General features: G+C 60.0%; 23 protein-coding genes and 1 tRNA gene. 5 read left to right on the top strand and 19 right to left on the bottom strand.

Annotated elements, in window-relative coordinates; all coding sequences use genetic code 11:
- Nucleotides 1-4: 4 nt before the first annotated feature.
- Entirely contained in the window at nucleotides 5-793 is a 789-nt protein-coding gene (locus GDV60_RS07590; RefSeq protein ID WP_029299054.1) for an IclR family transcriptional regulator, read from the top strand.
- A 49-nt stretch (nucleotides 794-842) separates the two neighbouring features.
- On the opposite strand, the gene GDV60_RS07585 is transcribed toward GDV60_RS07590, so the two are convergent.
- The 12 genes from GDV60_RS07585 to dapA all read right to left on the bottom strand — a co-directional run bounded on the left by GDV60_RS07585 (nucleotide 843) and on the right by dapA (nucleotide 13,997).
- Nucleotides 843-1,787, bottom strand: coding sequence for an electron transfer flavoprotein subunit alpha/FixB family protein (locus GDV60_RS07585; RefSeq protein ID WP_092237323.1), 945 nt, complete (start codon nucleotides 1,785-1,787; stop codon nucleotides 843-845).
- 16 nt (nucleotides 1,788-1,803) lie between these two features.
- A complete protein-coding gene (locus GDV60_RS07580; RefSeq protein WP_092234303.1) occupies nucleotides 1,804-2,553 on the bottom strand; it encodes an electron transfer flavoprotein subunit beta/FixA family protein in 750 nt (249 codons plus the stop codon).
- A gap of 31 nt (nucleotides 2,554-2,584) precedes the next feature.
- The gene (locus tag GDV60_RS07575; protein ID WP_092234300.1) at nucleotides 2,585-3,724 is read right to left on the bottom strand and encodes an acyl-CoA dehydrogenase family protein; all 1,140 of its coding nucleotides are present in this window, start codon (nucleotides 3,722-3,724) and stop codon (nucleotides 2,585-2,587) included.
- 12 nt (nucleotides 3,725-3,736) lie between these two features.
- Complete coding sequence (locus GDV60_RS07570) at nucleotides 3,737-4,933, bottom strand: acyl-CoA dehydrogenase family protein (RefSeq protein WP_029299057.1); 1,197 nt, start codon at nucleotides 4,931-4,933, stop codon at nucleotides 3,737-3,739.
- 40 nt (nucleotides 4,934-4,973) lie between these two features.
- Nucleotides 4,974-7,079 carry a 3-hydroxyacyl-CoA dehydrogenase NAD-binding domain-containing protein gene (locus GDV60_RS07565; protein ID WP_159906753.1) on the bottom strand — a complete coding sequence of 702 codons (2,106 nt, stop codon included), beginning with the start codon at nucleotides 7,077-7,079 and terminating at the stop codon, nucleotides 4,974-4,976.
- A gap of 173 nt (nucleotides 7,080-7,252) precedes the next feature.
- Nucleotides 7,253-8,617: an MFS transporter gene (locus GDV60_RS07560; RefSeq protein WP_050493012.1), complete on the bottom strand. Its 1,365-nt coding sequence runs from the start codon at nucleotides 8,615-8,617 to the stop codon at nucleotides 7,253-7,255.
- A 57-nt stretch (nucleotides 8,618-8,674) separates the two neighbouring features.
- Nucleotides 8,675-9,928 carry an OprD family porin gene (locus GDV60_RS07555; RefSeq protein ID WP_029299060.1) on the bottom strand — a complete coding sequence of 418 codons (1,254 nt, stop codon included), beginning with the start codon at nucleotides 9,926-9,928 and terminating at the stop codon, nucleotides 8,675-8,677.
- A 379-nt stretch (nucleotides 9,929-10,307) separates the two neighbouring features.
- A tRNA-Ser gene (locus GDV60_RS07550) sits at nucleotides 10,308-10,397 on the bottom strand.
- Between the two features lie 83 nt (nucleotides 10,398-10,480).
- Nucleotides 10,481-11,194 (bottom strand): phosphoribosylaminoimidazolesuccinocarboxamide synthase, encoded by a 714-nt coding sequence (gene purC, locus GDV60_RS07545; RefSeq protein ID WP_003211975.1) that lies wholly within the window; start codon nucleotides 11,192-11,194, stop codon nucleotides 10,481-10,483.
- Between the two features lie 28 nt (nucleotides 11,195-11,222).
- Nucleotides 11,223-11,981, bottom strand: a complete 759-nt coding sequence (locus tag GDV60_RS07540; RefSeq protein ID WP_133714159.1) for an MBL fold metallo-hydrolase — start codon at nucleotides 11,979-11,981, stop codon at nucleotides 11,223-11,225.
- Between the two features lie 4 nt (nucleotides 11,982-11,985).
- Nucleotides 11,986-13,101, bottom strand: coding sequence for an outer membrane protein assembly factor BamC (bamC, locus tag GDV60_RS07535; RefSeq protein WP_029299073.1), 1,116 nt, complete (start codon nucleotides 13,099-13,101; stop codon nucleotides 11,986-11,988).
- 17 nt (nucleotides 13,102-13,118) lie between these two features.
- Complete coding sequence (gene dapA, locus GDV60_RS07530; RefSeq protein WP_029299074.1) at nucleotides 13,119-13,997, bottom strand: 4-hydroxy-tetrahydrodipicolinate synthase; 879 nt, start codon at nucleotides 13,995-13,997, stop codon at nucleotides 13,119-13,121.
- Nucleotides 13,998-14,257: 260 nt separating this feature from the next.
- Between dapA and GDV60_RS07525 the strand changes: the two genes are divergently transcribed.
- On the top strand, nucleotides 14,258-14,818 hold the full coding sequence (locus GDV60_RS07525) for a glycine cleavage system protein R (protein ID WP_029299075.1): 561 nt from the start codon (nucleotides 14,258-14,260) through the stop codon (nucleotides 14,816-14,818).
- An 11-nt stretch (nucleotides 14,819-14,829) separates the two neighbouring features.
- Complete coding sequence (locus GDV60_RS07520; protein WP_070995811.1) at nucleotides 14,830-15,303, top strand: peroxiredoxin; 474 nt, start codon at nucleotides 14,830-14,832, stop codon at nucleotides 15,301-15,303.
- Between the two features lie 87 nt (nucleotides 15,304-15,390).
- On the opposite strand, the gene GDV60_RS07515 is transcribed toward GDV60_RS07520, so the two are convergent.
- Complete coding sequence (locus GDV60_RS07515) at nucleotides 15,391-15,630, bottom strand: sulfurtransferase TusA family protein (RefSeq protein ID WP_029299077.1); 240 nt, start codon at nucleotides 15,628-15,630, stop codon at nucleotides 15,391-15,393.
- Nucleotides 15,631-15,725: 95 nt separating this feature from the next.
- Between GDV60_RS07515 and GDV60_RS07510 the strand changes: the two genes are divergently transcribed.
- On the top strand, nucleotides 15,726-17,159 hold the full coding sequence (locus tag GDV60_RS07510; protein ID WP_029299078.1) for a M48 family metalloprotease: 1,434 nt from the start codon (nucleotides 15,726-15,728) through the stop codon (nucleotides 17,157-17,159).
- 73 nt (nucleotides 17,160-17,232) lie between these two features.
- Here GDV60_RS07510 and GDV60_RS07505 read toward each other — a convergent pair whose 3' ends face one another.
- The 4 genes from GDV60_RS07505 to rpoE form a co-directional block, all read right to left on the bottom strand.
- Nucleotides 17,233-18,663, bottom strand: coding sequence for a DegQ family serine endoprotease (locus GDV60_RS07505; protein ID WP_092234285.1), 1,431 nt, complete (start codon nucleotides 18,661-18,663; stop codon nucleotides 17,233-17,235).
- A 252-nt stretch (nucleotides 18,664-18,915) separates the two neighbouring features.
- Nucleotides 18,916-19,872: a MucB/RseB C-terminal domain-containing protein gene (locus GDV60_RS07500; protein WP_159906751.1), complete on the bottom strand. Its 957-nt coding sequence runs from the start codon at nucleotides 19,870-19,872 to the stop codon at nucleotides 18,916-18,918.
- Nucleotides 19,873-19,888: 16 nt separating this feature from the next.
- The gene (locus GDV60_RS07495) at nucleotides 19,889-20,476 is read right to left on the bottom strand and encodes a sigma-E factor negative regulatory protein (RefSeq protein WP_029299081.1); all 588 of its coding nucleotides are present in this window, start codon (nucleotides 20,474-20,476) and stop codon (nucleotides 19,889-19,891) included.
- A gap of 32 nt (nucleotides 20,477-20,508) precedes the next feature.
- On the bottom strand, nucleotides 20,509-21,090 hold the full coding sequence (gene rpoE / locus GDV60_RS07490) for an RNA polymerase sigma factor RpoE (protein WP_003172477.1): 582 nt from the start codon (nucleotides 21,088-21,090) through the stop codon (nucleotides 20,509-20,511).
- Between the two features lie 469 nt (nucleotides 21,091-21,559).
- Between rpoE and nadB the strand changes: the two genes are divergently transcribed.
- A complete protein-coding gene (nadB, locus tag GDV60_RS07485; RefSeq protein WP_029299082.1) occupies nucleotides 21,560-23,176 on the top strand; it encodes an L-aspartate oxidase in 1,617 nt (538 codons plus the stop codon).
- On the opposite strand, the gene GDV60_RS07480 is transcribed toward nadB, so the two are convergent.
- Both GDV60_RS07480 and GDV60_RS07475 read right to left on the bottom strand, forming a co-directional pair.
- Entirely contained in the window at nucleotides 23,145-23,597 is a 453-nt protein-coding gene (locus tag GDV60_RS07480) for a hypothetical protein (protein ID WP_159906749.1), read from the bottom strand. The genes nadB and GDV60_RS07480 overlap by 32 nt on opposite strands.
- On the bottom strand, nucleotides 23,581-23,835 hold the full coding sequence (locus GDV60_RS07475; RefSeq protein WP_017736358.1) for a succinate dehydrogenase assembly factor 2: 255 nt from the start codon (nucleotides 23,833-23,835) through the stop codon (nucleotides 23,581-23,583). Before GDV60_RS07475 ends, GDV60_RS07480 begins: the two co-directional genes overlap by 17 nt.
- Between the last annotated feature and the right edge of the window lie 54 nt (nucleotides 23,836-23,889).

The following is a 23,889-nucleotide window of genomic DNA, read 5'->3' as shown; positions in this document are numbered from 1 at the left end:
CTCCATGACTGAAGAAATCGAAACGCCCGAGAACGAACCCAAGGACCGGAAATTCGTCGAAGCCCTGAGTCGCGGTCTCGAAGTGCTGCGCGCGTTCACCCACGGCAACGTCACCCGTGGCAACCAGGACATTGCGCGGATTACCGGCCTGCCCAAGCCCACGGTTTCGCGCCTGACCTACACCCTGACGCAGCTTGGCTACCTGAGCTACAACCAGGACGTGGAAAAGTACCAACTGGACTCGGGGGTGCTGGCCCTGGGTTACGCCTACGTCAACAACCTGCGGGTGCGCCAGTTGGGCAAGCCGCTGATGGACGAGTTCGCACGGCGCACCAACACCACCGTTGGCCTCACCTGCCGCGACCGCCTGTCGATGATCTACGTGGAAAGCTGCCGCCCACCCGACGTCGCCAGCCTGCGTATGGAAGCCGGTGTGCGCCTGCCGTTGAGCACCACTGCCGCAGGTCGCGCCTACCTGGCCGCCACGCCGGAAAACGAGCGGGCGCATCTGATCGGCGAAATAGCCAAGAAAGCCGGTGACGAATGGCCGGCCCTGGAAATCTCGTTGAACGAGTCGTTCCGCGAGTATGAAGAGTTCGGTTTTTGCCTGTCCCTCGGCGAGTGGGACCGCAACGTCAACGCCGCAGGCGTTCCGCTGCGCCTGGCCGACGGCAGCATCATGGCCCTGACCTGTGGCGCGCCGAAGTTCCAGCTGCCTACCGACACCCTGCAAAGCTCCCTGGCGCATCAACTGGTGATGCTGGCCAGGGACATCGAAAGCCTGGGCGCCTGATCGCCATTGCTCATGCAGGCGCGCAACTGATCGCGCCTGCATGAGCCATCTACAGGCTAGCGCTCAACTCGGGAACCGCCTCGAACAAGTCCGCCACCAGGCCGTAATCAGCCACCTGGAAGATCGGTGCTTCTTCGTCCTTGTTGATCGCAACGATCACTTTGGAATCCTTCATACCGGCCAAATGCTGGATCGCGCCGGAGATGCCGACGGCGATGTAAAGCTGTGGCGCCACGATCTTGCCGGTCTGGCCGACCTGCATATCGTTGGGTACGAAGCCTGCGTCGACCGCCGCGCGCGAAGCGCCGACTGCCGCGCCCAGCTTGTCGGCCAGGGCGTACAGGTGCTTGAAGTTGTCACCGTTCTGCATGCCACGTCCGCCGGAAACGACGATCTTGGCAGCGGTCAGCTCAGGACGGTCGGACTTGGCCAGTTCTTCGCCAACAAAGCTGGAAGTGCCAGCATCGTGGGCAGCAGCAACTGCTTCAACGGCAGCCGAACCACCTTCGGCGGCAACTGGGTCGAAACCGGTAGCACGCACGGTGATGACTTTGACGGCAGCAGTCGATTGCACGGTGGCAATGGCGTTACCGGCGTAGATCGGGCGCTTGAAGGTGTCGGCGCTTTCGACCGAAACGATCTCGGAGATCTGGTCAACGTCCAACTGCGCAGCAACGCGTGGCAGGATGTTTTTGCCGTTGGAAGTGGCGGCAGCCAGGATGTGGCTGTAGCCAGAGCCTCCCGCCTCTAAACCAAGAGCAGCAATCAGAGGGGCAACGTTTTCCGGCAACTGGTGCGCGTAGGCAGCGTTATCGGCCAGCAGTACTTTGCTCACGCCCGCGACTTTTGCTGCGGCTTCAGCCACGGCGCCAGCGCCTTGACCAGCGACCAGTACGTGGATGTCGCCACCGATTTTGGCGGCAGCAGCAACGGTGTTCAGGGTGGCCGGGGCCAGCACCTTGTTGTCGTGTTCGGCGATTACCAAGATAGTCATGATCAGGCTCTCCAATTCAAAGCACCTTCGCTTCGTTTTTCAGTTTCTCGACCAGTTCAGCCACCGACTTGACCTTGATACCCGCGCTGCGTGCAGCTGGCGCTTGGACTTTGACGGTCTTGTTGGTGGAGGCAGTGGAAACGCCCAAAGCATCCGGAGTCAGCACTTCGAGAGGCTTTTTCTTGGCTTTCATGATGTTTGGCAGGGACGCATAACGCGGCTCGTTCAAACGCAGGTCGGTGGTGACGATGGCCGGCAGTTTCAGGGAAACCGTCTGCGCGCCGCCGTCGATTTCGCGGGTCACGGCAACGCTGTCGCCGCTGACTTCGACTTTGGAAGCGAAGGTGCCCTGGCCGTAACCGGTCAGTGCAGCCAGCATCTGGCCAGTCTGGTTGTTGTCGCTGTCGATGGCCTGTTTGCCAAGGATCACCAGTTGCGGCTGTTCCTTGTCGACAACGGCCTTGAGCAGCTTGGCAACGGCCAGCGAGGTCAGTTCTTCAGCGGATTCGACGAGTACGGCGCGATCAGCACCCAGCGCCAGAGCAGTACGCAACTGTTCTTGAGCAGTGGATGGCCCTACGGAAACGACGACGATTTCAGTGGCTTTACCGTTTTCCTTCAAACGTACGGCCTCTTCCACGGCGATTTCGCAGAAGGGGTTCATCGACATTTTGACGTTAGCCAGATCGACGCCGGAATTGTCCGCCTTGACGCGAACTTTCACGTTGTAATCGACCACTCGTTTGACTGCGACGAGGACTTTCATAAGGACTCCCTCAGAGTGAAAAATGGGCGGTTCATGCGGCATCGAGCAACGCGGCATAGGCCTTGAGGTGATGGTCGTCATCACCGAACTGATGGCTAAGCATCACCAGGCGTTTGGCGTGGTGCGCCAGGGAATATTCCCAAGTCATGCCAATCCCGCCGTGTAGCTGGATCGCCTGCTCGGCGATGTTGCGCGCGGCGCGGGTGACGATGAACTTGGCGGCGGCCAGGGTCCGGGTGCGTTCAAGGCTGTGCGCTTCATCGCAGTAGCACGCGGCCAGGATGGCCATGCTGGTGGCCTGTTCCAGTTCAGTGCGCATGTCGACCATACGGTGCTGCAGCACCTGGAACTGCCCAATTGCCACACCAAACTGCTGGCGCGTCTTCAGGTAGTCGAGGGTCAGGCGACAGGCTTCCTGCATGCTGCCCAGGGCATCGGCGCACTGTGCGGCAATGGCGCGCCCTTGCTGATAACGCAACGCTGCCAGTGCCTGGCCCGGCTCACCCAATACCTGATCGGCAGAGACGGTCACCTTGTCCAGGTAAAGGTCGCAGGCTTTGCGGCCATCCACCGTGGGATAGGTGCGGCGCTCGACGCCAGCGGCCTGCGGATCGACCAGGAACAGGCCGAGGCCGTGCTCATCGCGACTGTCACCGCTGATCCGCGCGCTGACCAGAATCAAGCCGGCTTGGTGCCCACCTATCACCACCGCTTTCCTGCCGGTCAGTGTCCAGCCCTCGGCCGTCTGTTCGGCACGGGTCTGCACATCGTTCAGATGGTAGTGACTCTGTGGTTCTTCAAAGGCCGTGGCCAGCAGCAATTGACCGCTGGCCACTTGTTGCAACAGGTTTTGCTGGGCCGGACTGCCGAGCTGCATCAGCAAGCCGCCCGCATAAATCACCGACTCCACATAGGGTTCCAGGCACAAGCCTCGGCCGAATTCGGTCATCAGCAGCATCGTGTCGACGCCGCCCCCGCCAAAACCGCCCAAGTCCTCGGGAAACGGCACTGCTGTCAGCCCCAACTCACCCAACTGCTGCCAGAAGGCCAGGCTGAAACCCGCGTCGCTCTGGGCATAGTGCTCACGCGCCTCGAAGCTGTAGGCGTCGCGTACCAGGCGTGTCGCTGTGTCTTGCAGCATTTGCTGCTCTTCGGTCAGTTTGAAGTCCATGGTCAGAGCCCCTTACAGTTCGAGAATCATCTTGGCGACGATGTTTTTCTGGATTTCGTTGGAACCGCCGAAGATCGACAGCTTGCGCAGGTTGAAATACTGGCTGGCCAACGCCACGCTGTAGTCGGCGTGCAGGGGTTCGCCCGGGTAATCCAGGCCCAACTCTTCTTCCAGAAACGGCAACGCGTACGGCCCGATCACCTTGCGCAGCAAGTGGCTGATGGCCTGGCGGACTTCAGTGCCCTTGACCTTGAGGATCGAACTTTCTGCCCCCGGCACCCCGCCGTCCTTGGCCGCAGCCAGGGTGCGCAGCGTGCTCATTTCGGCAGCCATGAGTTGCATTTCCAACTCTGCGACCTGGGCGCGAAACAGCGGGTCGTCGAATATCGGCCGACCTTCGCTCATCTGCTTGCGGGCAATGCGCTTGAGGTGGGCCAGCGCCGCTTTCGATGCACCGATTCCCGCAAGGCCGGTGCGCTCGTAGGTGAGCAGGTATTTGGCGCATGTCCAGCCTTGGTTTTCTTCGCCCACCAGGTTCGCTACGGGCACCTTGACGTTGTCGAAGAACACCTCGTTGACCTCGTGCTCGCCGTCCAGGGTGATGATCGGCCGCACGCTGATACCCGGGCTGGTCATATCGATCAGCAGAAAGGAAATACCCCGCTGCTTCTGCGCCTGTGGGTCGGTGCGCACCAGGCAGAAAATCATGTTGGCGTGCTGGCCCAGGGTGGTCCAGGTCTTCTGGCCATTGACGATGTAATAGTCGCCCTCGCGCACCGCGCGGGTTTTCAGCGAGGCCAGGTCAGAGCCGGCGCCTGGCTCGGAGTAGCCCTGGCACCACCAATCGGCACCGTTGAGGATGCGTGGCAGGTAGTGGTCTTGTTGCTGCGGCGTGCCGAACTTGATCAGCACCGGCGCCACCATGTTGACCCCGAACGGAATGCTGCGCGGAGCGCCCACCAGTGCGCATTCCTCATCAAAGATATGCTTTTGCACAGCCCCCCAGCCGGTGCCGCCAAAGGCCACTGGCCAATGGGTGGCGTACCATCCCTGCGCGTTCTGGATTGCCTGCCAGCGCAGGTGATCATCCTTGGACAAGGGCTTGCCCAGACGCACCTTGTCGGCCAGGTCCTGGGGCAGTTTGTTCTTCAAGAAGGCCCTGACTTCATCACGAAACGCCAGTTCTTCAGCGGTAAAATGAATATCCATGTTGTTTCTCCAAGCCATTGATAGACCGTGAAGCAGGCCGTTATGAATCCAGTTTCCAGTCAGCGAAGCGCCGCCCTTCTGCCGCCAGTTTTTCCAGCAGCGGCGCGGGCTCCCACCAGGCGCCGAAGCGTTGGTGGAACTCGCGAATACGGGCCAGTACCTTGTCCAGGCCAAGGCTGTCGGCATAGAACATCGGGCCGCCTCGCCAGGCGGCAAAGCCATAGCCATTGAGGTAGATGACATCGATGTCGCTGCTACGTCGGGCGATGCCTTCCTGAAGGATTTTTGCGCCCTCGTTGATCAAGGCGAACAGGCAGCGCTCGACGATGTATTCATCAGTCAGGGCGCGGCGCTCGATGCCTTTGTCGCGGGAGACGGCTTGCAGCAGCGGCAACAGTTCAGGGTTGGGCTCGGGACGGCGGGAGCCGGGGGCGTAACAGTAGAAGCCCTTGCCGGTCTTCTGGCCGAGCATGCCGGCCGCGTACAACGCGTCGAGGACGCCGGGCAACGGATAGTTCGCGGGCAGCGTGGCGCGCTGGCGCTGGCGGATGCTCCAGCCGATATCCAGCCCCGACAGGTCCCGCATGGCATTGGGGCCCATGGCCATGCCGAAGGTGCGCAAGGCCCCGTCGACTTGCTCGGGAGTGGCGCCCTCCTCCAACAGGAACTCGGCCTCGCGGCCATACTGGAAGATCATGCGGTTACCGACAAACCCGTCACAGACGCCTACCACCACGGCAATCTTGTTGAGCTTTTTGCTCAATTGCATGACGGTGGCCAACACGTCGAGAGCGGTGTGCCGCCCGCGCACGACTTCCAGCAGGCGCATGACGTTGGCCGGGCTGAAAAAGTGCAGGCCCACCACATCCTGAGGCCGCGAAGTGAAGCCGGCGATGACGTCCAGGTCCAGTGACGAAGTATTGCTGGCGAGGATCGCGCCGGGTTTGCAGACCAGATCCAGGCGCTCAAACACCTGGCGCTTGACCTCCAGGCTTTCAAACACCGCCTCGATGACCAGGTCGGCAGTGGCCAACTCGCTGTAGTCCACCCCGCCATGCAGCAGCGCCAAACGCTGCTCCATCACGGCAGGGCTCAAGCTGCCACGGGCGACACTGGCTTCGCAGGTCTCGCGGGCACGCTGCAATGCCCGCTGCAGAGCCGGCTCATCGACTTCCAAGAGCAGCACGGCAATGCCGGCGCTGACAAAACTCAAGGCGATGCCCACGCCCATGGTGCCGCCACCGATCACCCCGACACGTTCAACGTTACGCACGGGCGTGTCCTTGGACAGGTCGTCGATCTGGGCACATTGGCGCTCGGCAAAAAAGGCGTGTACCAGCGCCGCACGCTGCTCAGAGGCCAGGCACTCCTGGAACAGTGCGCGCTCGCGTTGCAAGCCTTCGGCCAGTGGCAGCAAGGTCGCCGCCTCGACCGCCGCGACACAGCGGGGCGGGGAAAAGAAACCCGGCAAACGCTGGCTGACCTCCAGGCGTTTGGCGGCGATCAACGCGGCGTTGTCCGCGCCCTTGAGGGCGGCGGTTTGTTCACCGGTGCGCCGCACACCCAGGCCGTTATCCAGCATGCGTTGGGCAAAGGCGATGGCGGCGGTGCGAGGATCACCGTCGAACAGTTCATCGACAATGTGATGTTCCCGGGCGTGAGTGGCGTTGATGGGCTGGCCGGAGACAATCATCTCCAGGGCCTTGGCCACACCGGCCAGACGGGGCAAGCGCTGGGTGCCGCCCGCGCCCGGCAGCAACCCGAGCTTGACCTCCGGCAGGCCGACCTTGGCATCGCGGCGGGCGATTCGATAATGGCAACCCAGGGCCATTTCCAGGCCTCCGCCCAGGGCCGTGCCGTGAATCACCGCGACACAGGGTTTGTCGCTTTGTTCATAGGCGTTGACCACTTCCGGCAGGCTCGGCGCCTGAGGCGGCTTGCCGAATTCCTTGATATCAGCCCCGGCAATGAAAGTGCGGCCAGCGCACAGCAACACCAACACCTTGGCCTGCGTGTCGATCTGGCTCTGGTGCAAGGCGCGCAACAGACCTTCACGCTCGGCTTGACCGAGGGCGTTGACCGGCGGGTTGTTCAGGGTGATCAGTGCAATCTCGCCTTGGCGCTCGTAGCTCACGCTGGAATTCATCTGAACCTCGATATCTTGTTTTTATTGAAACCATGTTCCGCATTGCGGAACATGTGAATCGATTTTATCAAAGAGCCATGTTTTGGCAAACGGTTTCTGGAAAGATTTCCGACGAAAAAAAAGCCGACACCCCACGGGGGTGCCAGCTTGATCGAGCGCGAGAAATTGCTGACTCAAGCGTCAGCCGCTGGCACCTGCCGCCCAGGGACCACCAGCGTGGGATCCTTGGGCGCCCAGCTTTTGAGACGCTCCAGGCTCTCGCGATACGACCGCAGGCCGCTCATCAGAATCACCACGGCCAGCACCAGCGAAACGCCCGTCACCACTGCCAGCGAGTAGCGCAGCGCCGAGTCGCTGCCGAACACGTAATCGGTGCCCAAGGCCACGGCCGTCGGGCCAATTCCCAGGCCGATCAGGGTCACGGCAAACTGATAAAGCGCCGAGGCCTGCCCACGCATCGGGCTCGGCACCACTTCTTGCACGGCCAAAGGACCGACGCCAAAGGGCATGCTCACGGTAAACACGTGAAGGGCCATCATCACCAGGGCCAGGTTCTTGTCATCCACCAGATAGCCCAGGTTCGACGGCAAGGTCAGCACAGCAGCCAGGATTGCGATACGCAGGGGAGCATCGCGGTGACCGCGCTTGATCAGCCAGTCGCACAACCGGCCGCCCACCAACAAGCCAAGGGAGCCGCAGATCGCCAGCATACTGCCGTAGATCACCCCGACCTCAGGTACGCTCATGTCGAACGAGCGCACAAAAAATGTCGGGATCCAGGCACTGCTGCCGTAGGCCGTAAACGTCAGGCAAGCAAAGCCCAGGTTATGGCAAAGCATGGTGCGGCGGTTTTTACGCAGGTAATCGACGAACTCCGAAAACGGCAGCTCCAGGCCCGCCCCCACGCCATGGCGCACCGGCTCGCGCAACAACAGCAAGCACAGGGAGAAGACCACGCCAACCGCGCCGAGAATCAGGAACACCATTTGCCACGGGCGCACCGTGCCGATCAGCGGCAATGTCATATCACCCTGGCTGGTAGCAAAGTGCACCGCCACCCCGCCCAACAACAGGGCAACGCCCGAACCCAGGTAAATCGCCGTCGAATACACGCTGAACGCCGTACCGCGACGCTCAGGGGTGAAACTGTCGGAGATCATCGAGTAAGCACAGGGCGCCAAGGAGGCTTCGCCTGCTGCCACGCCAATCCGGCAAAAAAGGAACTGCCAGTAACCTTTGACCATCCCGCAAGCGGCCGTCATGCCGCTCCACACCAGGATCCCGCACATCAGCAGGTTACGCCGGCTCTTGCTGTCGGCAATCCGCCCCAGCGGGATGCCACAGAGGGTGTAGAAAATCGCAAACGACAGCCCCATCAACAGGCTCATCTGCGTGTCGCTGATATCCATGTCGTGACGGATCGGGCCCACCAGCAGGTTGAGAATCTGCCGGTCCACGAAGGATAAAACGTAGGCCAGCATCAGTATGCTGACGGTGAACCAGGCGCGTATACGTGATGGATAAAGTGCGTTCTTCATAGCCGCTACGACCTCATTGTTGTTATTGACCCGCCTGGCGGGCTGTCACCGACTCGACTACAGGAGTGGCAGGGTGTAACTGATGATCAGGCGGTTATCGTCCAGATCACTGCCAAAGTGATTCATGCGCAAAGACGAGTTACGCCATTTCACCCCCAGGTTTTTCAACGAACCGTCCTGGAACACGTAGGCAATGTCCGTATCGCGCTCCCACTCAGAGCCCGTCGGTTTGCCAGCGCCCAACTCAATATCGCTGCCGTAGACGTAACGGGTCATGAAGGTCAGGCCCGGAATACCCACAGCAGCAAAATTGAAGTCGTAGCGAGCCTGCCAGGACATTTCATCCCGGTTGGCAAAATCGTTGTTGGAAATAAAGTTGGGCAAGAACGCATCGGCGCCATGGATATAGGCGTAGCCAGTGTCGCCACTCATCTTCTGATAGGCCAGACCAAACGCGTGGCCGCCCAGACTGTAGGTGAGCATCGCTGACACGGCAGTGTTATCGATATTGCTCTGGCCTTCGTTGTAGGACCTGGCATAACGCAAGTCACTCTTGAGCGACTGCCCTTCCCCAAGGGGCAGCACATGCAACAGGCTGAAATTGTGCTGGCGGTAAAAACGGTCGAGTTCACCGTAGAAGTAGCTGCCACTTAACTGGTTGCTCCACTTGTAACCGACGCCTGCGAAGTTGAACTCATCAGTGCTGGCGCCTTTGCTGACACGAATGCCCTTGGCATTGGCCACTGAAGGGGTCAGGTCTTCGCGGTTCGTGGAATCGCGCTGGGTCACCTGGCGGATCTGCCCCGCATCAAGGGTGGTGTTGGCGAACTCCTGGGAATTCAGATGCACGCCTTCGAACGTCTGCGGCAACAAGCGGGTGTCGTTGAACTGAACAACCGGCAGGCGCGGATGCAAGGTCCCGATCCTGAGCAAACTTTTGGACGCCCGCACCTTGGCCGTCAGGCCCAGGGAGCCTCTTTCATCCACCGCCCGGCCATCTCGCTGACGAGGCAACAAACCGGAACCGGCACGGTCCTGGCTGGAGTCGAGCTTCACGCCAACCAAACCGATCGCATCCAGCCCAAAACCCACAGGGCCCGCGGTAAACCCAGATGCGTAACGCAGCAAAAAGCCCTGGGCCCACTCTTCCTGCTTGGACTGGGTGGTGCTGGCCTGGCTGTAATCGCGATTGATGTAAAAATTACGCAGCTCGACGCTGGCCTTACTGTCTGCGAAAAAGTCCGCATACGCCGACGCAGGCACAATGGAAACCAGGAGACACGTAGCAATGACGCAGGAATGGCGCTCCATGATGCAGCCCTATTTTTGTTGTTATGTGTGAAGTCCCTCGCCCCTCGCCAAGGACGAAGGAACGCTACAGCTTTGACAATTCAATCAATTTCGCTGTGCGGAACTGTATTTTGAATTAACAACAAAATATAAGCATTTCACCAATTTTAAGTAAAGGGCTGACGGGAAAACAAAATCACAAAATATGTATGTGATTGTTTTTTATGGGTTTACCTGAATGAAAACCAGGGAGCGATTGTTGGAAGTGTTTCGCTAGGCAAAACGCTGGGGAGAAATCGTCAGAACAGGGTGGCAAAACTGGGGAGGCAGGCGCTGGAAAAGAGGGAGACGGAAACGAAAAAGCCCCGCAGAAATTAATCTGCGGGGCTTTTCTATGTAATGGCGGAGAGATAGGGATTCGAACCCTAGGTACCGGTGAAGGTACAACGGATTTCGAATCCGTCCCATTCGGCCACTCTGGCATCTCTCCAACGGCGCGCATCATAACAGCCTGTTACTGGGAAGCAAAGCTCTCAGTGGATTTTTTTCCGTGCTATCAGATGCTTGCGTCGATTACAGCGGTACGCCGAGACGGTTGGCGACTTCTTCGTAGGCTTCGATAACGTCACCGAGGCCCTGGCGGAAGCGGTCTTTGTCCATCTTCTTGCGAGTGTCCTTGTCCCACAGGCGGCAGCCGTCTGGGCTGAATTCGTCGCCCAGGACGATGGAGCCGTCGTGGAATACGCCGAATTCCAGTTTGAAGTCCACCAGCAGCAGGCCAGCATCGTCAAACAGTTTGCTCAGGACGTCGTTGACCTTGAGCGACAGTTCTTTCATGCGTGCCAGCTGTTCAGCAGTGCCCCAGCCGAATGCCACGACGTGGGATTCGTTGATGAACGGGTCGCCCTTGGCGTCGTCCTTGAGGAACAGTTCGAACGTGTAAGGGTTGAGCTTGAGGCCCTCTTCCACGCCCAGGCGCTTGACCAGGCTGCCGGCTGCGTAGTTACGCACGACGCACTCGACCGGGATCATGTCGAGTTTTTTCACCAGGCATTCGTTGTCGCCCAGCAGTTTGTCGAATTGGGTCGGAATGCCGGCCGCTTCGAGTTTCTGCATGATGAAGGCGTTGAACTTGTTGTTCACCATGCCCTTGCGGTCGAGCTGTTCGATGCGCTTGCCATCGAACGCCGAGGTGTCGTTGCGAAACAGCAGGATCAAGCGGTTGGCGTCGTCGGTCTTGTAAACCGACTTGGCTTTGCCGCGGTAGAGTTCTTCACGTTTTTCCATGATGGGCTCCGCTTGGTAAGTAGATGGGCTAGGCGATATGTCGCCAGTCGAGCCCTGAATCTTGATCGGCCAGTTGCAGCCAGTCCGGGTCGCACCCGAGGGTGTCGACAAAACATTGCCGGGCAAGCTGCGGCAGGTTGTTCTTGCTGCTCAGGTGGGCCAGGACCAGGTGTTGCAGGTCTTGCCAGCCCAACTCATACACCAGGTACGCCGCCTGGTGGTTGTTCAAATGTCCCAGCTCGCCACCCACCCGTTGCTTGAGAAAGTACGGGTAGTGACCGCGCGCCAGCAGGTCACGGCAATGGTTGGACTCGATCATCAACGCATCGAGGTCACGATAGCCTTCCAGCACCTTGGCACAGTAGGAACCCAGGTCGGTAAGCAGGCCGAAGCGGCGCTCGCCGTCACTGAATACATATTGCGTGGGCTCCTGGGCATCATGCGCCACGGCAATCACGTCGACGCTCAAGGCTCCGATCTGCAGTTGCTCGCCACCGGCCAGGAAACCTGCGGGTTCAATGGGTTTGCGCATCCCGCGCAAGGTGCCGCGACTCAGGTACACCGGAAGATTGTAGCGCCGAGACAGCAAACCCACGCCATGCACGTGGTCGGCATGTTCGTGGGTCACTAGAATCGCGCTCAACTGCGCAGGGTGAACCCCCAGGCGCAGCAGGCGTCGCTCGGTTTCCCGCAGGGAGAAACCACAATCCACCAGGACGTACGTGTCGTCGTGGGCTACAAGCGTGCCGTTCCCTTGGCTACCGCTGCCGAGAACAGCAAAACGCATCGGATCAGCCCAGGTTGTCCTGAATCACGCCCAACACTTTGCGCGCCGTTTCTGCTGGCGCCACGGTGTTGATGTTTTTCTCGACGGTGACTTGCACGTTGTCGCCGACCTTGCTCAAGCGCACTTGATAACGCTCGGCGCGGGTCTCGATCTCTTCCTTGGTCGGCTCGCTGCCGAACAACTTGCTGAAGAAACCACGTTCTTCGTCTTTCTTCTCGGCCTTTTCTGCCACGTTGATGTAGTACAGGCCCAGGCTGCGGTTGATGTCTTCGACGCGCCATGGCCCTTGCTCCAGGGCACGGCCGACGCTGGCCCAGGCACGGTCCAGGTCTTCACCCAGGTTGAGCACAACGTTGCCGCTGCCGTCTTCGGTGAGGCTGACACGGCTAGGGGTGTCGTAGTCACGGGCGGCGAGCAGCGAGACGGAACCGCCCTTCTCGGAGATGCGGCTCATGCTGGCAAGCATCTCGTCGACCAGCGCGGCATCGACACCGCTGTTGACCGAACGGTTGGTGAAGTCGACGTTGGCGGTGCTGCCCGCAGGACGCTCGGCGCTGACCACGTAGACTTCACTGGTATTGCGCTGCACGCCTGGCTCGATGCGCACGCGGATGCGGCTTTCGCCATCAGCGGCGACGCCACCCGCCTGCAAGCGCTTGGCCATGTTGGCAGACAGCTCACTCGGCTGCTGCCACGCGGTGGTGAATTCACCGGTCTGCGGGCGTTGCTCGTCGATACGGAAGCCATTGTCCTGGAAGAACTGCACCGCCACCGGCCAGACTTCGGCAGGTGGGCGCTGGGCCATGATCCAGCGCGAATCGCCGCTTTTCTGCAGGCTGTAGTCGCTGGCATCGGCCAGGGCCGAAATCGGTTGTGGACGCGGTACTTCGTACTCGCCCTTGACGGTGTCGTCGGCTACGTTGCGCGGGATCGGCAGCAACGGGTCAAGGCGCTTGGCGACGTTGACGTCCGGCGGCAATTGCATCGGTGCGGTTTGTTGTGCTTCCAGGTAATCGCTGCCGCGGTCACGGAAGTAGCCTTCCGGGCCCCAGATCCAACCGCAGCCACTGGTGCTGGAGATAATCAAGGCAAGTGCGGAAAGTCCGGCCAATCGCTTCATGCGTAGTGCTTCCTCAATTAAACCAGGACGCCGGACTGGCGCAGGGCCTGTCGCAGCGGTTCGTGACAGGCTGGGCTGAGTTGGGTGAGCGGCAGACGGATACCGTCCGGCATCAGGCCCATTTCATGCAGCGCCCATTTCACGGGAATAGGGTTGGATTCGATGAACAGTGTTTTGTTGAGCGGCATCAGCTTTTCGTGAATCGCGCGGGCGGTCACGGCGTCGCCGGCGATGGCGGCGGCGCACATTTCGCTCATGGCACGCGGGGCAACGTTGGCGGTTACCGAGATATTGCCCTTGCCGCCCAGCAGGATCAGCTCCACCGCCGTGGCGTCGTCGCCGGAGTACAGCAGGAAGTCACTGCTCACGCCGGCCAGGATGTCCTTGGCGCGCTGCAGGTCGCCCGTGGCTTCTTTGATACCGATGATGTTCGGCACGGTCGACAGGCGGATCACGGTCGCGGCCTGCATGTCGCACGCCGTGCGCCCTGGCACGTTGTAGAGGATCTGCGGGATGTCGACGGCTTCGGCGATGGTCTTGAAGTGCTGGTATAAGCCTTCCTGGGTCGGCTTGTTGTAGTACGGCGTCACCAGCAGGCAGGCATCGGCACCGGCTTTCTTGGCGTTCTTGGTCAGCTCGATCGCTTCGCGAGTCGAGTTGGCGCCCGTACCGGCAATGACCGCGATACGCCCTGCAACGCGCTTGACCACAAACTCGATCACCTCGATGTGTTCTTCCACATCAAGCGTGGCCGATTCACCCGTGGTGCCGACGGCCACAATGGCGTTGGTGCCTTCTTGCAGGTGAAAGTCCACCAGTTTGCCCAGGCTGTCCCAGTCGAGATTACCTTGTGCATCCATGGGTGTGACCAGTGCCACCATACTGCCCGCAATCATGCAACCGCTCCTGCCGGAAAAAGAGAGCCGTAATGGTACTGGCGCCAAGATGCTTGCACAAGCGAAGTACCCTCTGAGGATGCGTTCTGGATCAACTTAGTTGCCGGCAATGCCATCATTGGGCCAAAGCACGGCCAACTGCCACTGAATATGCAATGAAAACGCCACGTCCTAGCCCTTGGCGGCGCTTTTCGCTACCCTTGATCCTTTGATCGGTACCGCACGCTCGTATCGACCGCTCATCGCTTTAGGAATGCTGCATGTCCACCCCCACAGTCCGCGAACAATTCCTTGTTATCAGTGCCCTTGGCGCCAACCCCATGGAGCTGACTAACGTCCTGTGCCGCGCCAGCCATGAAAACCGCTGCGCCGTCGTGACCTCACGCCTGACTCGCCATGGCGAATGCAGTGCGCTGGTCCTGCAGATTTCCGGAAGCTGGGATGCCCTGGCGCGCCTGGAAGCCGGCTTGCCGACCCTGGCCAAGAAGCACGACTTCACCGTCAATGTGGTGCGCAGTGCGGCCCTGGAGAACCGTCCCCAGGCGCTACCGTATGTGGCCTACGTCAGTTCGGCCTACCGTTCGGACATCGTCAATGAACTGTGCCAGTTCTTTATCGACCATAACGTCGAACTGGAAAACCTGACGTTTGACACTTATCAGGCCCCTCAGACCGGCGGCACCATGCTCAACGCCACCTTTACGGTGACCTTGCCGGCAGGCGTGCAGATCAGTTGGTTGCGTGACCAGTTCCTGGATTTCGCCGATGCGCTGAACCTGGATGCACTGATCGAACCCTGGCGCCCACAGAACCCAATGTAAGGAAGTTTTCCATGGCGGTAGTCATCGACACACCGGTCGCCGATTTCCAAGCCCCGGCGACCAGCGGGCAGACGTTCAGCCTCGCGGGACTCAAGGGCAAGCAAGTGGTGATCTACTTCTACCCCAAAGACAGCACGCCAGGCTGCACCACTGAAGGCCAGGGTTTTCGTGACCAGTACGCTGCCTTCCAGGCCGCCAACACCGAGGTGTTTGGCGTGTCCCGGGACAGCGTGAAGTCCCATGAGAACTTCAAGGCCAAGCAGGCCTTCCCCTTCGAGCTGATCAGCGACAAGGACGAAGCGGTTTGCCAGCTGTTTGATGTAATCAAGCTGAAGAAACTGTACGGCAAGGAATACATGGGGGTGGATCGCAGCACCTTCCTGATCGACAAAAATGGCGTGCTGCGCCAGGAATGGCGCGGCGTGAAGGTGCCGGGGCATGTGGATGCCGTCTTGGCGGCGGCGCAGGCGCTGGACAAGGCTTGATGTAGTGGATGGCCGTTAGATAGCTATCGCTGGCAGGCCAGTTCCTACATTGGATCGGTGGAGCCGGGCTTGCCCGCGATGGGGCCATCAGGCCTTGCGCAACCAGTAACGATACACACCGTTATCGGCCTCTTCGTGCAACAGCGCATGCCCCGCCAGCTTGGCAAACGTGCGGAAGTCGCGCTGGGAACCCGCATCCGTGGCAATCACCTTGAGTACCGCACCGCTGGCCAGCCGATTGAGCTCCATCTTGGCCTTGAGCAATGGCAACGGGCAGTTCAGGCCGCTGGCATCGAGCTCGGCGTCGTGGTTTACAGCATCGGTCATGGTTTTGCTCCTGGCGGCATCAAGGGGTGCTTAGAATATCTGGTCCCAGGCTCAGTGTCCGGCTACAGTAAGGTCTTTGTCGAAAGGCTTTGTGCATGACTTTTTTGCGCCCTACCCTGCTGACGCTAGCTTGCCTGCTTGCCTCTCCAGGCTTCGCCGACGATCTGCCGTCACTTGGCGACGCCAGTTCTGCCATTGTCTCGCCACAACAGGAACACCAACTGGGCCGGGCCTGGCTGGCATTCCTGCGCGGGCAGGTCTCGGTCCTCAATGACCCGCAACTCAAGGATTACGTCGAAACCAGCGTTTACAAGCTGGTGGAGACCAGCCAGGTCAATGACCGGCGGCTGGAGTTCATCCTGATCAATAGCCCGCAACTTAACGCGTTTGCCGCACCGGGCGGGATTGTCGGGGTCAACGGCGGCCTGTTCCTCAACGCCCAGACCGAAGGCGAATACGCCTCGGTCATGGCTCACGAACTGGCGCACTTGTCGCAACGCCACTTCGCCCGTGGCGTGGAAGCCCAGCAACGGATGCAGATCCCGATGATGGCCGCGCTGCTCGGCGGGATTATCGCGGCAGCCGCCGGCGCCGGGGATGCCGGGATCGCTGCGATTGCCGGCAGCCAGGCCGCGGCCATCCAGGAGCAACGACGCTTCTCCCGGCAAAATGAACAGGAAGCCGACCGCATCGGCATCCTCAACATGGTCAAGGCCGGCTACGATCCGCGCTCGATGCCAACCATGTTCGAGCGCTTGATGCGCCAATACCGCTTCGATGCCAAGCCACCGGAATTCCTGCTGACGCACCCGGTCACCGAATCGCGGATCGCCGACACCCGTAACCGCGCCGAGCAAGCCAAGACCGGCGGCACCGAAGACAGCCTGCGTTATCAATTGATACGCGCCCGGGTCCAGCTGTATTACGAAGACACACCTGGGCTGGCCGCCAAGCGCTTCCGCGCCCAGCTGGATGAGAACCCAAAAAGCGATGTGGCGCGCTACGGCCTGGCCATCGCCCAGATCAAGGGCACCCAACTCAATGAGGCGCGGGAAACCCTCAAGCCGCTGCTGGCCAAGGCGCCCAACGACATCACCTACAACCTGGCGCAGATCGAGCTGGATATCACCAACAATCGCATGCCCGACGCGCAGCAACGTACCGATCGCATGCTGGCCCAGTACCCCAGCAACTACCCGTTGAACCAGGTGCGCGTGGACCTGCTGCTCAAGCAGAACCGTACGGCCGACGCGGAAAAGGCCCTGGAAGGTCTGCTCAAGTCGCGTTCCGATGATCCGGATGTGTGGTATCAGGTCGCCGAGACTCGTGGCCTGTCCGGCAATATCATCGGCTTGCATCAAGCCCGCGCCGAGTACTTCGCGCTGGTGGGCGACTTCCAGCAAGCGATCCAGCAATTGGACTTTGCCAAGCGCCGCGCCGGCAGCAATTTCCCGCTGTCGTCACGCATCGATGCGCGCCAGCGTGAGTTGATCGAACAGGAGCGCATCGTCAAAGGCATGATGAGCTAAACCCAGCGCCCACAAAAAAGCCCCGCTCTCGACTATCGAGAGCGGGGCTTTTTATTGACCCGCTACTAGCACATTACTCCGCCAGTTTGAAGGTGATGAAGCTGGCGCGCCCTTGACGCAGGACCCGCATCGACACCGAGCGATTCTTCGGCAGCGCCTTGGCGATGTCGGTGAACTCCTTGGTGGAATTGATGGCCTGGTTGTTCAAGTGGGTAATCACGTCACCGGGTTGCAGGCCGATCAGGGCGGCCGGGCCGTCCTGAACTTCCTTGATCACCACGCCGCTCTTGAGGTCGAAGCTCTTCTTCTGTTCGTCGGTCAACTCCACCACCGCGATGCCCAGGCGGTTGCTGCTGCGCTCGGCGCCGGATTTGCCGCCCAGCGCGAGTTCCTGGCCTTCTTCCGGAATGGCTCCGACAGTCAGTTCAACATTCTGACGCTTGCCTTCGCGGATCACTTCAAGCTTGGCCTTGCCACCTGCCTTGAGTGCACCTACCAGATGCGGCAGATCAGCAGACATGACAATCGGCTGGCCATTCATGCTGAGAATCACATCGCCAACCTTCAAGCCGCCTTTGGCAGCTGGGCCATCATCCTGAATCTGCGCGACCAGGGCGCCGGCCGGCTTGTCCAGGCCAAAGGATTCAGCCAGGTCTTTGTTCACTTCCTGGATAACCACGCCCAACCAGCCACGGCTGACCTTGCCACCGTCCTTGAGTTGGTTGGAAACGTCCAGGGCCACATCAATCGGGATAGCGAAGGAGACGCCCATGAATCCACCGGAACGGGTGTAGATCTGCGAGTTGATCCCCACCACTTCGCCCGCCAGGTTGAACAGCGGGCCACCGGAGTTGCCCGGGTTGATCGGCACGTCGGTCTGGATGAACGGTACATAGTTCTCGTTCGGCAGGCTGCGGCCGATAGCGCTGACGATGCCTTGGGTCACCGTATGGTCAAAGCCAAACGGCGAACCAATGGCCACCACCCATTGCCCGGCCTTGAGGTCCTGGGATTTACCCAGCTTCAACACCGGCAGGTCTTTGCCTTCAATCTTCAGCAAGGCGACGTCGGAGCGAGGATCGGTGCCGACCAGCTTGGCCTTGAGTTCACTGCGGTCAGCCAGGCGTACGAGAATTTCGTCGGCGTCGGCGATCACATGATTATTGGTCAGGATGTAGCCGTCGGGCGAAATGATAAAGCCCGAGCCCAGGGATTGCGCTTCGCGCTGACCACCGCCACCACGGGGCGAGCGCGGCTGGGGCATGCCACGCTCGAAGAACTCCCGCAGCATGGGCGGCAGGCCTTCAAGGTCGGGCATCTGCTGGTTCGAGACTTTACGATCCGGCAGCTTCTGGGTGGTACTGATGTTCACCACGGCAGGCGAAGCCTGCTCCACCAGTTGGGTGAAGTCAGGCAACTCCGCCGCTTGCGCGGAAACGGCCTGACCCAGCACCAGCACCGTGGCGACTATGGATAGGTAAGATTTCAAACGTGGTATCGACATACAGCTCCCGTTACGACGAGCAGGGTTGGGCGACAGGGTTCAATAAACGCCGAAGACTACTACTAGCGACGTCAACATTGCGTGAACAACACAAGGCCAGGGCCGAGGAGTTCTGACCTATAAAAAACATAAGGAGATTTTGCAAGTGAAAATACTCTCCAGAAGTTTCATGTTCTCGGCAGAAGAACAAGGCAACCTTCGCCCGCCTCCTGCAGCACTGTGAACGATCTGGATGAGCATAGGATTAACGGTTCAAGGCTTTTCGGGCGCCGGGCCACTGCGAACAGACAGGATTATCCGTTCGGCGGTACCCATTGGAATCTCCCCGACAACCGTGGCAACGATGTCGCCCTCAGGCGTACTCATGCGACGGGATACCGCAACCGTAGGACCAAGCTGAACGCGGCTTTCGGTAGCAGCCTCGCCCGTCACAGGCTCAAGGAACAGTGAAAAACGCGCGAGCCCATCGTCATACATCAAACTGTTTACAACCACCTGGGTCTTGGGATCCTTGCGCGCGTCACTGCGGGTCAACTCGAACCCTGGCGGCAACCATTGCGGATGCCAAGCCTGGGCCTGGCCCGTCGGCGATGACGCCTTATTGCTCGCAGGGGTCAACGGCTTGCAGTCGCTGCCTGGCTGCAAATCACGCGCATCGGGGGTTGTGGTCTTCAGTTGGGTGAACTGGAATCGCTCCAGCAATTGCCCCTTATCGTTAATCAGCAACGACTTGAGAGGCAGCGCGGTTTCACGATCCAGGTGCAACTCAAATCCGTAGCGGTACTGGTCACGCGGGGTCAGTGACACGATCACCGCTTTACGGCCGGCCACTAGCGACTTTCCGCTGACGACAATCTCGTAGAAAGGGTTGAGTTTTTGTGGGTCGAATTCGTGGGCGGAAGCGCCCGGGGAGTTATCGACGCCGGCCACCAGACTGCCGGAAACGCATTGGATGCGCCCATCGATACGCACAAGCTCTTGAGCCGATCCATCGAGCTGCAACAAGCGCTCATGAACCTGGCCGTTCTGGACGCGATGCCAGATCTCATGGGTAGAAAAACTACCGTTACGCTCGTAGATAAACGTGCCTTGGTAGCTTTGCTGCCCTGCCCGCCCAAGACGTTTCAGCCAATCCTGGCCTTCGTCGGCTTGGGCAGGAACTGCAAACCAGCCACTGAGCAAAAGCGCAAGGAGCGGTATGGCACGCATAAAGCTCCTTAGCGGTTTAGCGGTTTTCCAGGTTTGCAGCGCGAGCGTAAGGCAAGGCGCTTTCGGTGCCTTTTACCGCCGACTCCTGAGCGTGTTGACGCAGGTAGCCTGGCAGACGCTGGTCCTGCCAGCCGGATTGCCCTTGCAGCACGCCATTGGCCATCGGGCCTGGTGCTTCAGAGCTTTCCTTGTAGCCGGCCAGTACAGCTGGACCCTTGACCTGCGGACCGGCCATGACCGGTTGCTGGGTTTGCTGGGCCAGTTCGGCACCGGCGATCTCGTCCTGGTTGTACAGGCGCACACCAGCCAGTACGGCCACAGTCACCGAGGCAGCAACTGCCAAGCGACCCAGGCTACGCCACGGACCACGTGCAGCTTTTGCCGGAACGGCTTCATCGGCCAGCGCAGCAGAAACGGCCGCAGCAATATCCAGACGAGGGACTAGTAGATCCTTGTGCATCACCGCCCGAGCGACTTGGTAACGAGACCAGGTATCACGGGTTTCGGCGTCATCAAATGCATTGAGCACTCGACGAAGTTCCAGTTCATCCGCTTCGTTATCCATCACTGCGGACAGCGATTCCTGCAGGGCATCACGACTCATGGCGGTTCCTCTCTTGGCTGTCGCCGCTGTCTTTAGTTTTCCTGCAACAACGGTTGCAGGGCTTTATCGATGGCTTCCCGAGCCCGGAAAATCCGGGAGCGTACGGTCCCCACCGGACATTGCATGACGCTCGCAATGTCCTCGTAACTCAGACCATCGAATTCACGTAAAGTTAACGCCGTACGCAAATCTTCTGGCAGTTGCTGAATAGTGCGATGGACAGTGCCTTCGATCTCGTCGCGCAGCAATGCACGCTCCGGCGACTCGAGATCTTTGAGGCCGTGATCACCATCATAAAATTCAGCATCTTCCGAACTCACATCACTATCTGGCGGGCGGCGACCGCGAGAAACCAGATAGTTCTTCGCCGTGTTGATGGCGATGCGGTAAAGCCACGTGTAAAACGCACTGTCACCGCGGAAATTACCGAGTGCACGGTAAGCCTTGATAAAGGCTTCCTGTGCAACGTCCTGCGCTTCATGGGTGTCGTGCACAAACCGCACGATCAACCCGAGAATTTTGTGCTGGTATTTCAGCACTAGCAGATCAAATGCTCGCTTGTCGCCGCGCTGAACGCGCTCAACAAGCTGCTGATCCTCTTCCTGGGTTAGCATGAACACTCCTCGTTGTACTTGAAGGAGGCTTGCATAACTAAACGATCAGGCTTGCAAACATAGACTAGGACTTTTCGCAAAAGTTCTCCCCCTTCAAGCAAGTTTCCGGTGGGCTCTGTTTTGGCACACACGAAAAACGCAGCGCGGGCATAGCCGGCTGCGCGAATAATCTTGTCGCCGGTTTTCTGACGCTCCCATGCTCCAGGCCAATCAGTAAAACCAACGTTTTCCCAGCTTTCGGGCATCCTGTAATGGAGTCGGGAGGGATACAAAAGTTCCCATCTCCCTACCGGACCGCCTCATCAAAGCCGTGCAGTTCGTTCACCGTAGTCTCACAATGCCACGAATGCCCGGCTATTGTGCCGATAGCCCCCTCTATATACTAGTGGGCCGTGTGACCCTTTGATTCGCCGATCCAGGCGTCCTGTTTGCGCCACCCCTTCGGATCGCTTTTTGCGGAATCCCATAAATGAGCCAACAGTTTCAACACGATGTCCTGGTGATTGGTAGCGGCGCCGCAGGCTTGAGCCTTGCACTGACCCTGCCGAGCCATCTGCGCGTAGCTGTATTGAGCAAGGGCGACCTGGCCAATGGTTCGACGTTCTGGGCCCAGGGCGGAGTTGCTGCCGTGCTGGATGACACCGACACGGTGCAATCCCACGTTGAAGACACCCTCAACGCCGGCGGCGGCCTGTGTAACGAACAAGCGGTGCGTTTCACCGTCGAGCACAGCCGCGAAGCCATCCAGTGGCTGATCGACCAGGGCGTGCCGTTTACCCGTGATGAACATGCGGGCAGTGATGACGGTGGTTTCGAGTTCCACCTGACCCGTGAAGGCGGCCACAGCCACCGGCGCATCATCCATGCCGCCGATGCCACCGGCGCCGCGATCTTCAAGACCCTGCTGGCCCAGGCCCGGCAACGGCCGAATATCGAACTGCTGGAGCAACGGGTCGCCGTCGACCTGATCACCGAAAAACGCCTGGGCCTGGCCGGCGAGCGCTGCCTGGGGGCCTACGTCCTCAACCGCGCCAGCGGTGAAGTCGATACCTACGGCGCGCGTTTCACCATCCTGGCATCAGGTGGCGCCGCCAAAGTCTACCTCTACACCAGCAACCCCGACGGTGCCTGCGGGGATGGCATCGCCATGGCCTGGCGGTCGGGTTGCCGGGTGGCGAACCTGGAGTTCAACCAGTTTCACCCCACCTGCCTGTATCACCCCCAGGCCAAGAGTTTCCTGATCACCGAAGCCCTGCGGGGCGAAGGCGCCCACCTGAAGCTACCCAACGGCGAGCGCTTCATGCAGCGCTTCGACCCGCGTGCCGAACTGGCACCAAGGGATATCGTGGCCCGCGCCATCGACCACGAGATGAAGCGCCTGGGCATCGATTGCGTCTACCTGGACATCAGCCACAAGCCAGCCGACTTTATCAAGACTCACTTCCCGACGGTCTACGAACGCTGCCTGGCCTTCAATATCGATATCACCAAAGGGCCGATCCCGGTGGTCCCGGCGGCGCACTACACCTGTGGCGGGGTGATGGTCGACCAACAAGGCCGCACCGACGTCCCCGGCCTGTATGCGATTGGCGAAACCAGTTTCACCGGCCTGCACGGCGCCAACCGCATGGCCAGCAACTCGCTGCTCGAATGCTTCGTCTATGCCCGCTCCGCAGCCGCCGACATCCTCGAACAACTGCCGCGCATCCCGGTCCCGGCCGCCCTGCCCCGCTGGGACGCCAGCCAGGTCACCGACTCGGACGAGGACGTGATCATCGCCCACAACTGGGACGAGCTGCGGCGCTTCATGTGGGACTACGTGGGGATCGTGCGCACCAACAAGCGCTTGGCACGGGCGCAGCATCGTGTGCGGTTGTTGCTGGATGAGATCGACGAGTTCTACAGCAACTACAAGGTCAGCCGTGACCTGATCGAGTTGCGCAACCTGGCCCAGGTCGCCGAGCTGATGATCCGCTCGGCCATGGAGCGCAAGGAAAGCCGAGGCCTGCATTACACGCTCGACTACCCGCAGATGCTGCCAGAGGCCCTCGACACTATCCTGGTGCCAACCACCTACGGCGACTGAACTTCAAGCGTACCCGCAGGCGCCGATGGGCATCGGCGGCCTGCGAAGCATGGGGTACGCACACCGAACGTACCCGCCATTCCCCCGGCAACCGGTAGCGCAGCACCACGATCAGCGGCAACGCCAGGCTGTCAGGGCACAACTGTACGGCGTGCCAACCTCGCGCCGCGCTCCACAATTGCCAGCCGTCGGCATTGCGGCGCAGGCCACGAACCGACGAACGGTGGGTCAAGCGAATATGACGCGCCAGGGTCCACAAGGCATGGGCCAGGCACGCCAGTACACCCAGTAGAGTAATTAAGACAGGTACGGCCAGCAGGTACAGCGCACCGAGTGCCAGCACCTGGGCAAGGAGATACGCCGCCAGCAACCGCCCGCAGGCCTGCCAGCGGCATTCAAAGCTGTTACTTGGGCTGGACACGATCCAGGATCATCCGGACCATGCGTTGCAGCTCCGGATCTTCCGATTCGGCACGTTCCATGAACCAGCCGAACATATCCTGATCTTCGCAGGTCAGCAGCCTGACGTAGAGGTCGCGATCCACCTTATCGAGAGTCGCATAAACCTCTTTGGTGAAAGGCACCAGCAACACATCCAACTCCAGCATGCCGCGACGGCTGTGCCAGTACAGGCGATTGATTTCTACATCTTCGACCATGGAGCGCTCCTCAAATAGGGCGCAAGTATACAGGCCCACGCCCCTTGGAACAGT

It is taken from the genome of Pseudomonas sp. DTU12.1 (assembly GCF_009873475.1).
Classification (GTDB): domain Bacteria; phylum Pseudomonadota; class Gammaproteobacteria; order Pseudomonadales; family Pseudomonadaceae; genus Aquipseudomonas; species Aquipseudomonas proteolytica.
The sequence above is the reverse complement of the archived record's forward strand: the minus strand, read 5'-3'. Positions and strand labels throughout refer to the sequence as shown.